The 12,267-nt window shown below is 71.4% G+C and carries 11 protein-coding genes; 5 read left to right on the top strand and 6 right to left on the bottom strand.

Annotated features, from left to right (window positions below; all coding sequences use genetic code 11):
- Positions 1–114: 114 nt before the first annotated feature.
- On the bottom strand, positions 115–1,563 hold the full coding sequence (locus CFRA_RS02520; protein ID WP_075663320.1) for an HNH endonuclease signature motif containing protein: 1,449 nt from the start codon (positions 1,561–1,563) through the stop codon (positions 115–117).
- A gap of 832 nt (positions 1,564–2,395) precedes the next feature.
- Here CFRA_RS02520 and CFRA_RS02525 point away from each other — a divergent pair.
- The 3 genes from CFRA_RS02525 to CFRA_RS02535 all read left to right on the top strand — a co-directional run bounded on the left by CFRA_RS02525 (position 2,396) and on the right by CFRA_RS02535 (position 5,859).
- Positions 2,396–3,748, top strand: coding sequence for a citrate:proton symporter (locus CFRA_RS02525; protein ID WP_075663321.1), 1,353 nt, complete (start codon positions 2,396–2,398; stop codon positions 3,746–3,748).
- A 66-nt stretch (positions 3,749–3,814) separates the two neighbouring features.
- Positions 3,815–4,264 (top strand): PH domain-containing protein, encoded by a 450-nt coding sequence (locus tag CFRA_RS02530; RefSeq protein ID WP_075664818.1) that lies wholly within the window; start codon positions 3,815–3,817, stop codon positions 4,262–4,264.
- On the top strand, positions 4,261–5,859 hold the full coding sequence (locus CFRA_RS02535; protein ID WP_075663322.1) for a PH domain-containing protein: 1,599 nt from the start codon (positions 4,261–4,263) through the stop codon (positions 5,857–5,859). Before CFRA_RS02530 ends, CFRA_RS02535 begins: the two co-directional genes overlap by 4 nt.
- Before the next feature lie 94 nt (positions 5,860–5,953).
- Here CFRA_RS02535 and CFRA_RS02540 read toward each other — a convergent pair whose 3' ends face one another.
- The 5 genes from CFRA_RS02540 to CFRA_RS02560 all read right to left on the bottom strand — a co-directional run bounded on the left by CFRA_RS02540 (position 5,954) and on the right by CFRA_RS02560 (position 10,846).
- Positions 5,954–7,435: a DASS family sodium-coupled anion symporter gene (locus CFRA_RS02540; RefSeq protein WP_083666788.1), complete on the bottom strand. Its 1,482-nt coding sequence runs from the start codon at positions 7,433–7,435 to the stop codon at positions 5,954–5,956.
- Positions 7,432–8,070 (bottom strand): L(+)-tartrate dehydratase subunit beta, encoded by a 639-nt coding sequence (gene ttdB, locus CFRA_RS02545; protein WP_075663323.1) that lies wholly within the window; start codon positions 8,068–8,070, stop codon positions 7,432–7,434. Before ttdB ends, CFRA_RS02540 begins: the two co-directional genes overlap by 4 nt.
- On the bottom strand, positions 8,067–8,984 hold the full coding sequence (gene ttdA / locus CFRA_RS02550; protein ID WP_075663324.1) for a L(+)-tartrate dehydratase subunit alpha: 918 nt from the start codon (positions 8,982–8,984) through the stop codon (positions 8,067–8,069). The genes ttdB and ttdA overlap by 4 nt, the downstream gene beginning before the upstream one ends.
- A 222-nt stretch (positions 8,985–9,206) precedes the next feature.
- Complete coding sequence (locus tag CFRA_RS02555) at positions 9,207–10,265, bottom strand: helix-turn-helix transcriptional regulator (RefSeq protein WP_075663325.1); 1,059 nt, start codon at positions 10,263–10,265, stop codon at positions 9,207–9,209.
- A 104-nt stretch (positions 10,266–10,369) separates the two neighbouring features.
- A complete protein-coding gene (locus tag CFRA_RS02560; protein WP_075663326.1) occupies positions 10,370–10,846 on the bottom strand; it encodes a tRNA (cytidine(34)-2'-O)-methyltransferase in 477 nt (158 codons plus the stop codon).
- 159 nt (positions 10,847–11,005) lie between these two features.
- Between CFRA_RS02560 and CFRA_RS02565 the strand changes: the two genes are divergently transcribed.
- A complete protein-coding gene (locus CFRA_RS02565) occupies positions 11,006–11,866 on the top strand; it encodes a bifunctional methylenetetrahydrofolate dehydrogenase/methenyltetrahydrofolate cyclohydrolase (RefSeq protein ID WP_075663327.1) in 861 nt (286 codons plus the stop codon).
- A 17-nt stretch (positions 11,867–11,883) separates the two neighbouring features.
- Positions 11,884–12,234, top strand: coding sequence for a DUF3017 domain-containing protein (locus tag CFRA_RS02570; RefSeq protein ID WP_075663328.1), 351 nt, complete (start codon positions 11,884–11,886; stop codon positions 12,232–12,234).
- Positions 12,235–12,267: the final 33 nt, after the last annotated feature.

Below are 12,267 nucleotides of genomic sequence, written 5' to 3' on the forward strand. Positions count from 1 at the left end.
AGGGCTCGCCCCGGCACTACGGCGGCTGCGTCCGGGGCATTCCCCGCGAGGGCATGCCGAATTCCCCGGACGTAGGCCGGGTTTGTGGTTCGGTGGCCTCCGAGGGCCGGTGAGCTAGGCGGCCTGGGCGGTGCGGCGGGCGGCGTGCTCGGCCATCATCCGCCGCGCCAGAGTCGGCGTGGCATCCCGCTGGCGGCGCCCACCCGGCAACACCCGGTAGACGTCCAGTCCGTCGCGTTCGATCCGCCCGTGCCGGACCGGGCCTTCCGGGTCGTCGTCGTTGGCTCCGTTGTGGTACCTGCACAACGGCGTCAGGTTGTCGATGTTGGTCATCCCGCCACGCACCCACGCGATGTCGTGGTCGGCCTGGCAGAACTCCGCCGGCTGGTTGCACTCCGGATGGGCACACACCCCGAAGGTGGCGCCGAGCATCGTGCGCTGCTTGCCGTTGGCGAAGCGTCTTGTCCGGTACAGGTTGCTCGGGCCCTGGGTCGGGTGGACGAGCATGATCATCGAGTCGGCGTCGAAGATCATCTCCGGGATCCTCGTCGGGATCTCCGCGGCGAACAGTTCCAGGTCCGCAGCGTCCTCGTTGCCGTCTGCGGTGGCCGTGTCGTTTCCAGCCGCGGCGTCGGCGGCCGGGACGGGAACCAACGTGGCGCCCGGCTCGGCCTCCGGGGCGGGGTCCTGCGCCGAGCCGGGGTCGGACCGGGGGCCGGTGGTGACTGCGTCCTCGGTGGGTGCATCCTTGGCCGGGGTGAGGACCGAAGTGGCGGCCTGGTCGCGGTGCCCCCGCACTCCATCAGCGTCCACGCCTGTGGTGGTGGTGCCGGTGGGCCGGTCGGTGTCGCCCAGGGTGTCGGCGTCGAACGTGGCTTCGGTCTGGGCGCCGGGCTCTGCGGCGGGGCGGGTGGTGCCCGCCTGGCGCAGCAGGCGCTGAAGGAACTCCGAGCCGGTCATCCGGGAGCCGTCCGAGGCGACCAACTCGATGTCGTCGCCGTGGCCGTCCTCGATGCGCACCGCCTCGTTCAGGCTCACCCCGACGACCGGGCGCAGCACCGACTGCGGAAAGCCCCGGGTGAGCATGTCGGCGAAGGCCTCACCGCAGGCCTCGGCGTCGACGTTGTCCTCGCCGACCGCCTTCGCCGCCGCGGTGTGGGCGGCGTGGCGAAGCGCGGCGATCTCCGCCGACGGACCGCGGAACAACAGTCCCTGCCCCTTGGTCTTGGAGTTGATGAACTGCAGGCTGCGGGTCTGCGGGGCGGGCTCAGCCGGCCCGTTGTACTCGTCGAGTAGCTGCCGGCAGGCCTTGCGTACCTCGTCGTGGGTGCCAGCGGTCCGGCAGGCCCGGGTGCGGAAGCCCCAGGCGCGGCGTTGGTTTTTCACCTTCGCGGCAAACGACTCGATCATGTCCAACGTGACGATCGAGTGGCCGTTGGCCCGTGCCGCCTCGATCGCGTTGGTCTTCGCGGAGGTTACCGGGAAGTACTCGCGGGCCACCCGCGCGATCTTCTGCGCGTCCACGGGCAGCACGCCCAGTTCGATGAGTTGGTGTTTGCTCATGCCTCGGGCGCCTTCGGCGAGGCCTATGCCTTGCCGGGTCACCGTGATGAGTTGGTCGAGCAGGTTCATGTCCCCCAGCATGACGGGCCCGCAGACAGCACGCGAGAGTACGTTGCGGCGTCTGTGGAGTGCTGGGCGCGGTCCACAGGCGGCCCTCCGGGGCGCCGCACGGGGGCGGCGACTTCTGGTACGGGCCCCGGGATAGCGGGAGAAAGCACGCGCACAGGAATTGGTACAGCGCGCATGACCAGGTGCACCTGTGGCGCCCAGGTGGCACAGGACCGGGGCGCGGGAGTGCAACGACCGCGCCCACGCGCACACCCGCACGGAACCGCGGGGGTGCGCGCACCAGAAGGTCGGGCGTAAGGAGAGATCCACCGACAGTCAGGAACAAGGCGCTCAGCGCGCCGAAAGCCCAGTCAGGGCGCAGGATAGCGGCCGCCGGAAGGCCGGCACGGGCCACGCGGGCCGCCCGGAACCTGTCGGACCCGGCGACAAGGGGACTGGTCCGAAGACCGGGGAGGGTGCAGAGGAGCCATTTCCGTGCGAGAACATCAGCTTCCCGAGCTGAATACCTAGGCAAGCGTCGGGGCGCGGGAGCGCACCGACCGCGCACCACACACCCCGCCGCACGGAACCACGACGGGGAGGGACGGGACGTCGGAAATCTTTTTGTCGACGCAATAGATCCGCCCCTCACCAGCCTGATTAGTTGTCCGCGTCACAAGGCTGGCACGCTTGTAAGACGCGACGGACCCCGCCCGCCGCCCACGGGCCGGGTGCGACCGGCCCGCCCGAAACAGCGCGCAACGCTCACGGAAAGGACCGAGTCTTGGACTCCCCGTTCGCACTGACACTCGTCGGTCTGCTGATCATCGGCACCACCGTCGGCATCCTCATCCGGGGCCGCACCAGCCCCATCGTCCCGATGACCCTCGTGCCCCTGGTCGGCGCGCTCGTCACCGGCCACGGCCCCGGCGACATCGGCGACTTCTTCGCCGAAGGCCTCGACTCGGTGATGAACGTCGTCGTGATGTTCATCTTCGCGATCATCTTCTTCGGCATCCTCCAGGACGTCGGCCTGTTCACCCCGGTGATCAAGGCGCTCATCCGCGCCACCCGCGGCAACGTCGTCGCCGTGACCACCGGCACCGCCGCCATCGGCATCGTCGCCCACCTCGACGGCTCCGGCTCCACGACCTTCCTGCTGACCATCCCCGCGCTGCTGCCGCTCTACCGGGCACTGGGCATCTCCCGCTACATCCTGATCACCATCGTCGCCCTCGCCGCCTCCGTGATGAACATGGTGCCGTGGGCCGGCCCGCTCGGCCGCGCCGGCGCCGTGATCGCCCAGGAACCCAGTGACATCTGGCTGCGGCTGCTGCCCATCCAGGGCGTGGCGGTCGTGCTCGTCCTTGTCGTCGCCGCCGGCCTCGGCCTGCAGCAGCGCCGCCGCATCGCCGCCCGCGGCGCGGCCACCGGCGACGTCGACGTCGAGGCCATCGCCGCCGACTTCCAGGCCCAGCAGGACGAGGAACGCCGCGAGGAGGGCTACAGCTACCGCACCGGCACCGGCTGGACCGTGGCCAACGTCGCCGTCGTGCTCGTCGCCCTGGTCATCCTGCTCGCCGGCGTCCTGCCGCCCGCCCCGACCTTCCTCATCGCCACCACCCTGGCGCTGCTGATCAACTTCCCCGACTCCCACTCCCAGTCCAAGGCCCTGCGCCGCCACGCGCCCAACGCCCTGTCGATGGCCGGCATCATCATCGCCGCCGCCATGTTCCTCGGCGTGCTCAACGAGACCGGCATGCTCGAGCAGATCGCCCTGAGCCTCGTCTCCGTGCTGCCGGCCGCCGTCGGGCCGTACCTGCACGTCATCGTCGGCCTGCTCGGCGTGCCGCTGGACCTTCTGACCTCCACCGACGCCTACTACTTCTCCGTGCTGCCCATCGTCCAGGAGACCGCCGCCAGCTTCGGCGTCTCCGGCATGAGCACGGCGCTGGCGCTGATCATCGGCAACGTCATCGGCACCTTCGTCTCGCCGTTCTCCCCGGCGCTGTGGCTCGCGCTCGGCCTGGCCGGCGGCGCGAACATGGGCCGCTACATCAAGCTCGCCTTCCCGATCGCCTGGGCGTTCTCCGCCGCGCTGGTGCTCGTCGCGTTCGCCTTCGGCATGCTGGGCTGACCGCGCGTGATCGCCGACGCCCCGTGTGTCACCATGGTGCCCATGAAGGACGCCGCCGCGCGGGGCATGAACCCCGTCTCCCCGAAGCTGACCCGGGCGCGCTACCTCGGCCGCATGCCGTGGCTGGTCGTGCCGCTCATCGTCTTCGTCGTGCTCGGCGTGACGCTCTCGCCGTGGTGGTACATCGGCGCGGGCGTCTTCGCCGCGCTGACCGTCTGGCAGGCCTGGATCATCCCCGCGCAGGTGCGCCTGCTCGGCTGGCTCGAGACCGACGACGAGCTGCTGATCACCAAGGGCCGCATGTGGCACACGTTCACCGTCGTGCCCTACGGCCGCATCCAGTACGTCGACGTGACCAACGGGCCGGTCGAGCGGTGGCTGGGCATGAAGACCGTCACGCTGAACACGGCGTCCGCGACCTCCGACGCCACCGTCGAGGGCCTGCCCGCCGCCGAGGCCGACGCCCTGCGTGAGCGCCTGGCCGTCAAGGCGCGCGAGAGGATGAGCGGCCTGTGAGCGGGCGTCACGCACACGCCGACGCCGGCTCCGGCTCCGGCTCCGGCTGGCACCGCGTCCACCGCGCCACGCCGCTGCTGCGCGCCTGGACCGCGCTGCTCGCCCTGGCCGCCGCGGTGGCCGTCAACGTCCAGGCCTCCGCCTACGTCGCGCTGTGGGGTCTGCTCCACGGCGGCCCCTGGTGGATCCTGCCCGCGGCGCTCGGCGCGGTCGTGGTGCTGTGCGCGCTGATCTGGCTGGTCTCGGGCATCTGGTGGCGCGCGACCGGTTACCGCATCACCGACGAGGAGGTCGAGTTGCGCCGCGGCGTGCTCAACCGGCAGCTGCGCACCGCGCGTTTCGACCGCGTCCAGGCCGTCGACGTCGCCGAGCCGCTCATCCCGCGCCTCTTCGGCCTCGCCTCGGTCAAGGTCGAGACCGCCGGCGGCACCGACTCGCACATCGACATCCTCTACCTGCCGCGCGCGGTCGCCGAGGCGCTGCGCCGCGACCTCCTGGCGCGTGTGCACGGCGGCTCAATTGCCGACGCCCCGTCCCACCCCTCCGGTGATCCCCTCCCCGGTGCGCGTGGGGCCGACGCCGCAGGCGCTGACGGCGCGGGTACGAATGCCGCTCCCGGGGCATGGGGAGCCGGCAGCTCTGGTGCCGGCGGCACGAGCGCAGGGGCCGCAGACGCCCCCGCCGGTTGGGCGGGGCAGGGGAGCGGCGCGCCCGTCGCGTCCGCCGGCCCGGTCGACGAGGACCGCCTGCGCGGGCTCGTCGAGGAGATCCCCGCCCGCCGCGCGCTCGGCGCCGCCGCGCTGTCGGCGAACACGGTCGTCGGCGTGGTCGCCGCCGTCCTGCTGATCGCCACCCCGATCGCGAACGCCACGGTCATCGGTGTGCTGCTCGCCGTGGTCCCGTCGGTGTGGCGCGTGCTCAACACCTCCTGGCTGTTCACCGCCAAGATCGACGACGCCGACCGCGTCCTCCACCTCAACTACGGCCTGACCGAGCGCCGCCGCCAGGCGGTGCCGCTCGACCGGGTGCACGCGGTGAAGGTCTCCCAGACCCCGCTGTGGCGCCTGGTCGGCTGGTGGCAGGTCCAGGTCAGCGTCGCCGGCTACGGCGGCCCGCTGAACTCCAAGACGGAGTCCACCACGACCGTGCTGCCCGTCGGCTCCCGGGAGACCGCGCTCGCCGTCTTCGCCGAGATCACCGGCATGGACCCCGGGGAGATCGAGCGGGTCGCCACCCCCGAGGGGCGCGGCGCGGCGCAGTTCACCAGCCCGGCGATCGCCCGGTGGGTCTCGCCCGTCGACCGCCGACAGCAGGGCGTCACGCTCGCCGAGGACCGGGTGATCACCCACCACGGCCGCGTCGGCCGCACCGTCGAGACGATCGAGACGTCCCATATCCAGGAGCTCTCGCTGACCCAGGGGCCGATCCAGCGCCTGCTGGGCCTGGCCACCGTGCGCCTCGACCTCGTGCCCGGGCCCGTGTACATGAAGGGCCGCGATCTCGCGCACGAGGACGCGGAGGCGCTCGTCGAGAAGCTGCGTGACCGCCGACTGCCCGCGCTCACCGGCGCCGGCCAGCCGGGTCGGCGGATCTGACACCCGGCGGCGCGGGGGAGGCGCTGGCACGGACAGACGGGCAGTGGCCCATCGTCTGCCGGGGCGCCTGCCGAGCCACCTGGGGATCAGCGCGTCACCACGCGCCGATCAGCTGCCACCACAGCGGGCCCACACCCAGCCAGACGGCCAGGTGCACCAGCCCGATGACCGCTCCCAGCGACCACCAGCGCCCCACCGGGACGTAACCGGTGCCGAAGTAGAGCGGGGCGGGGCCGTTGCCGTAATGGGTCAGGCACCCCATCAGCGTCGGCAGCGCCGCGAGGATCACGATCAGCGGCAGCGCCGGCAGCCCCAGGGCCACCCCGGTGCCGAGGAACACCGAGAACATCGCCGCCGTGTGCGCCGTGCCCGAAGCGAACAGGTAGTGGCTCGCCGCGTAGACGACGGTCAGCGCGACGAAGGCGACGGTCGGGTCCAGACCGCCCAGCGGCCCCTCGACGAGTCCGCCGAGCCAGTCGATGAATCCCGTCTCGTTGAGCTGGCTGCCCATCATCACCAGCGCGGCGAACCAGACGAGGGTGTCCCACGCCGATCGTTCTCCCTTGACATCGGACCAGGTGAGCACCCCGCACAGCAGCAGGAGCGCCAGCCCGATGAAGGCGACGGTCGTCGGGTTCAACCAGCTGCCGCCGGCGACCCACAGTGCGATGACGGTGACGAAGACACCCAGCGTGATCTTCTCCCGCGTCGCCATCGGGCCGAGAGCGGCGAGCCGGCGCGCGGCCTCCTGCGGCGCGTGCGGCGTCTTGCGTGCCTCGGGGCGGTAGAGCAGGTAGAGCACCAGGGGCACGGCGATGAAACCGATGATCCCCGGCACGCACGCGAGCAGGAACCAGCCGCCCCAACTCGGGGTGTCCACACCCATCTGGTCGGCGAGCTTGGTGCCCAGGGCGTTCGGCGCCGCGCCGGTGAAGAAGATCACCGAGGCCGCCAGGTCCAGGTTGTATGTGGAGATCGCCAGGAAGGACGCCATGCGGCGGTGCGTCGCAGGATCGGCGGGGTCCACTCCGTCGGTCTTGAGGATCGACTCCATGACCGGGTAGACGATCCCTCCGGCACGGGCTGTGTTCGACGGGATAGCCGGCGAGGTCACCAGGTCCGCAAGCCCCAGCCCGTAGGCCAGCCCCAGCGTCGACCGGCCGAAGATCCGCACGAACAGGTAGCCCAGGCGGGCCCCCAGCCCGGAGGCGATGACCGCACGGGCGATGAAGAAGGCGGAGACGATCAGCCAGATCGTCGAATTCGAGAAGCCGGACAGCGCCGCCGTGATCGACGCACCCGGGTCGCCCGGGGCGAGCACCCCGGTCGCCGCGCAGGCCGCCATCGCGACCACCGAGACCGTGCCCATCGGCGCGGCGTTGAGGATGATCATCAGGATCGTGGCGACGAACAGGGCGAACAGCCCCCACGCGTTGTCGGCCAGGCCGTCCGGCGTGGGCACGAACCACAGCACCAGGCCGACGCCGACGGCGGCGGCGAGCCGCCCCGGGCGCACTTCCCCGCGCACGGTGACCGACGGGGCGTCGTCAATCGGAGGGGACTGCGGCGCGGTCATTTGATGAACCGGACCTTCTCGTAGAGCTTCTCCAGCGCAGCCTCCTTACGCTGGTTGTAGATCACCTTCTGCTGCTCGAAGAGGTTCGCCCCCGTCGAGTCGATGGAGACGATGAGCGGCCCGAACCCGGAGACCCGGTTGACCCACAGACTCTCCGGCATGCCCAGCTCGGTCCAGTGGACCGCCTCGATCTCCTCGACCTCGGTCGCGGCGATCACCGCGTTGCCGGCGGGGAAGACGCAGTGCAGCGCACCGAACTCCGCGCAGCCGCGCTCGGTGTTCGGCCCCATGCCGCCCTTGCCGACGATCAGGCGCACGCCGGTCTCGCGGGTGAAGTCGTACTCGAACTTCTCCATGCGCATCGAGGTCGTCGGCCCCACGGAGACCATCTCGTAGCCGGAGGCGGCCTCCGGGTTCTCGCGCGTGATCGGACCGGCGTGCAGGATCGCGCCGTCGCGGACGTCGACGGGCAGTTCGCGCCCGTACTCGATGAGCCGGCGGTGGGCGACGTCGCGGCAGGTGACGATGTGGCCGTCGAGGAAGACGATGTCGCCCACCCGGATGTCGGCGATATCCTCCCGGGAGATGGGGGTGTTCAGGTGCCAGGTGCGGTGCTCCCGCTCGGCGGTGCTCACAGTTCGATCCCTTCGTGCGTGGGCGACTCGTAGGAGCCGTCCGGGTGGATGATGATGCGGCCGCGGCGGTGGGACCAGCAGCCGGTGTTGACCGCCACGGACAGCACCGAAGGGTGCCGGGCGGAGTTCTCGATGTTGACCCCCATGACGGACTTGCCACCGCCCAGGCCCTGCGGGCCCAGACCGATGGAGTCGATGGCCTCCTCGAGGTCGTGCTCGAGCCCGGCGACGAGCTCGTCGGGGTTCTCGGAGTCGGCCGGGCGCATCAGCGCGCGCTTGGACATGTAGGCGGCGGAGTCGATCGAGGTGCCGATGCCCACGCCGACCAGCAGCGGCGGGCAGGCGTTGAGCCCGTAGGAGGTCATCACGTCCAGGACGAACTTCACGGCCGCCTCGTAGCCCTCGCCCGGCATGAGCGTCTTGCCCTGCCCGGGCAGCGAGCAGCCGCCGCCGGCGAGGTAGACCTCCAGGGCCAGGTCCTCCGACCCCTCGACGAGGTCCCAGTAGATCCAGGGCGACTCGCTGCCGGTGTTGGTGCCGGTGTTGACCTCCTGGAAGGTCTCGACGGTGTTGTGCCGCAGCGGCGCGGTCTTCGTCGCGGTGCCGACGGCCTCCTTGAGCATGGCGTGCAGGTCGTCGCGCAGCGGGTAGCGGTCGCCGACGTGCGCGAAGATCTGCACCAGCCCGGTGTCCTGACAGCTCGGCCGGTTGAGCTTGGCGGCCAGCTCCTGGTTGCGCTGCATGGTGTCGTAGATCATCAGCGCGCGCGGGTTGGTCTCGTTGGCGCGCAGCTTGGCCAGTCGGTCGGAGACGTCGACGGGCAGCTTCTTGGAGATCAGGTCGGTGAATTTGGCGATGACGTCGACGACGCGCGCGCGGTCGCCCGGCGCGGCGTCGGTGCGGTTGGCGGTCATGGGAACCTCCGTGACTCGGGGTCGTGGTCTGGTTTCCATGTTCGTTGCGCTGCGCCGTGGGCGCCCGGCGACTTTTTGGGAGTTGTTGCAGTTCAGGGCGTGTTTCCGGGATTGGCGACGCCCCGTCGCGCCCACCGGTGTGCGTGGATCCGCCCCTCGGGCGCGGCGCCGCTGCCCAGGGCTTCTCAGGGTGGGCTCAGCGCCTCCGCGGTGCCGGGCGACCTAAAAATCCGCCCCCTCGCGCTCGAGGAGCGCGGCGAGCCGGCGGGCCAGGGCGACGGGCGTCTCGTGGCGGTGCGGGGCCGCCCACTCCGCCAGGCGGGCGTAGACCTCGGGGTTGGACCGGGCGGTGAACCGCTTCTTGAACCCGGCGTCTATGGCGGCGACCTCGTCGTGCCCGGCCAGCTCCGCCCGGTACCGGGAGGGTGTGCGCCCGAACGTCGCCTTGAACGCGGTGCTCAGCGCTTTCGCATCCGCGAAGCCGGTGTCGAAGGCGATGTCGCCGATCAGCTTGTCGCTGGCGGCCAGCTGACGGGTGGCGGCGCGCAGCCGGACCCGGGAGAGGAACTCGAAACAGGTCATCCCCATCACCTGGGAGAACAGGGCGGAGAGGTAGGCCTGCGAGTATCCGGCGACCTTCGCCAGCCCGGCGAGGGTGAGGCGTTCCGTGAAGTGGGCCTCGATGTGCGCGCAGACGCGGTCCAGGGCCGCGGCCGCGTCGTCGCCGGCGGCGGGTTTACCGGCGACGGTGATCGGCGCGGCGTCGGCAAGCGGGAAGCATTCGATGACCTCGGCAGCCAGCCAGGCGGCGTCTCCCTGGGTGCGCAGCAGGTCGACCGCGGAGTCGCCGTCGCGCAGCATGAGGCGGGCCAGGCGTGCGGTCAGCGCGTCGGTGGGGAAGCGCGGCGCCGACGTGAATCGCGGGGGCGTGCCCCCGGTGGCCTGCGCGAAGACCTCCGGGGCGAAGTGGACGGCCAGGGCGCGGGAACCGGGTTCGACGGCCAGCGTCGCGTGGCCCTGATTCGAGTTGAGCAGGACGCTCTCGCGCACGGGGAGCACCCGGCGGGTCCCGTCGGTGGCCACCTCGACGCGCCCCGTGACGACGGTGAGCAGCTCGATGTCGTCGTGCCAGTTGTAGTGGTAGGTGCCGATGTCGTAGACGTAGGCGTGCACGGCGCCCACGCCGACAGGGGTGGCGAACTCGAAGGCCTGCGGGTTGATTCCGGAGTCGTGCGGGTGCGCCGCCCGCGTGGCGGAGCGTCGTGGGTGCTGCCGGGGCATGGGCCCGAGGATACGGGGAGGTACCGCAGTCGGTGTCACTCCCCGGACGGGCGAGCCTGTCGGGTGCGGGGCGGCACACGGCGGCGCCGGCCGGCCGACCTCGCCTAGACCGCGCCGGGGAAGCCGAGTTGCCGCCAGGCCTCGAAGACCGCGACGGCCGCCGAGTTCGACAGGTTCATCGACCGCCGCGCCGGCAGCATCGGGATGCGCAGCCGCGCGGTCACCCGCGGGTGCGCCATGTGCTCCTCGGGGAGCCCGGTCGGCTCCGTGCCGAAGAGCAGCGCGTCGCCCGGCCGGTACTCCACCGTGTCGAACCACGTCGAGGCGTGCCCGGTGAACGCGAAGACCCGTGCGTCGGGGATGTCGGCCAGGCAGGCGTCGAGGTCGGGGTGGACGCGCACGTCGGCGAGGTCGTGGTAGTCGAGGCCGGCGCGCTTGAGGTGCTTGTCGGAGAAGTCGAAGCCGAGCGGCTCGACCAGGTGCAGCGTCGCCCCGGTGTTGGCGCACAGGCGGATGGCGTTGCCGGTGTTACCGGGGATGACGGGGTTGTCGTAGATGACGTGCAGATCTGCTCCGGGCATGCCCGCAAGTCTAGAGCCGGGTCCTGCACCGCTTGCCGACGCCCCGGGGCGCACCCACGGCGCGCAGCCGCGCCCACGGCGCGTGGCGCGACGTCGTCAAGCGGAGACGGACACCCCCGGGCGTTGTCCCGGTCACGTGGCGGCGACATAATGGGCGGCGTGACTGCGATCAAACTGGACGGCAAACTCTTCCGCGCCGAGCTGCTCGAGGACCTCAAGACCCGGGTGGCCGCACTCAAGGACAAGGGCATCACCCCCGGGCTGGCGACCGTGCTCGTCGGCGAGGACCCGGGCAGCCAGAACTACGTGCGCATGAAGCACCGCGACTGCGAGGAGGTCGGCATCCGGTCCATCCGCAAGGACCTGCCCGCCGAGACCACGCAGGACGAACTCGACGCCGTCATCGACGAGCTCAACGCCGACGACGCCTGCACCGGCTACATCGTGCAGCTGCCGCTGCCGGAGCAGCTCGACGAGAACGCCGTGCTCGAGCGCATCGACCCGGCCAAGGACGCCGACGGCCTGCACCCGGTCAACCTGGGCAAGCTCGTGCTCAACGAGCCCGCCCCGCTGCCGTGCACGCCCAACGGCTCGATCGCGCTGCTGCGCCGCTTCGGCGTGGAGCTGAACGGCGCGAAGGTCGTCGTCATCGGCCGCGGTATCACCGTCGGCCGCCCGATCGGCCTGATGCTGACCCGCCGCAGCGAGAACTCGACCGTCACGCTGTGCCACACCGGCACGAAGGACCTGGCCGCCGAGACCCGTGCCGCCGACGTCATCGTCGCCGCCGCCGGGCGCCCGCACATGCTCACCCCGGACATGATCAAGCCGGGCTGCGCGATCCTCGACGTCGGCGTCTCCCGCGTCGACGGCAAGACCACCGGCGACGTCCACCCGGACTGCTGGGAGGTCGCCGGCGCGATCTCGCCGAACCCGGGCGGCGTGGGCCCGATGACGCGCACCTTCCTGCTGGAGAACATCGTCGAGCGCGCGGAGCGGCTCGCGGGCCTGGCCGACTGAGGACTACCCTGGCCGCCGTGGCAAAAACCCCGATCCGCCCCGCGAGCCGTCAGGAGGCGCTGGTCAACCCGCACGACCGGGAGAACCCGCCCTCGCGGCTGTCGCGGCGTGCCCAGCAGGGGATGCTGGCGGTCTTCCTCGTCGGCCTCGTCGTCGTGGCCGTCTTCGGGATGACCGAGCACTGGCGGCGCGCGACGTTCGGGCTGGGCGCGGCGTTCCTGTGGCTGGCCGTGATGCGGCTGTTCTGCGACGACTCCGTGATCGGGTTGTTCTCCGTGCGCTCGCGGCGTTTCGACGTCGCGTTCTGCACCGGCGTCGGGGCGCTGCTGGCGTTCCTGGCCGCGTCGGTGGACGCGCTCGGCAGCTGATCCGGTTGCCGACGTCGCGCGTGGGGTGGGGCG

The organism is Corynebacterium frankenforstense DSM 45800 (assembly GCF_001941485.1).
GTDB classification, from domain to species: Bacteria; Actinomycetota; Actinomycetes; order Mycobacteriales; family Mycobacteriaceae; genus Corynebacterium; species Corynebacterium frankenforstense.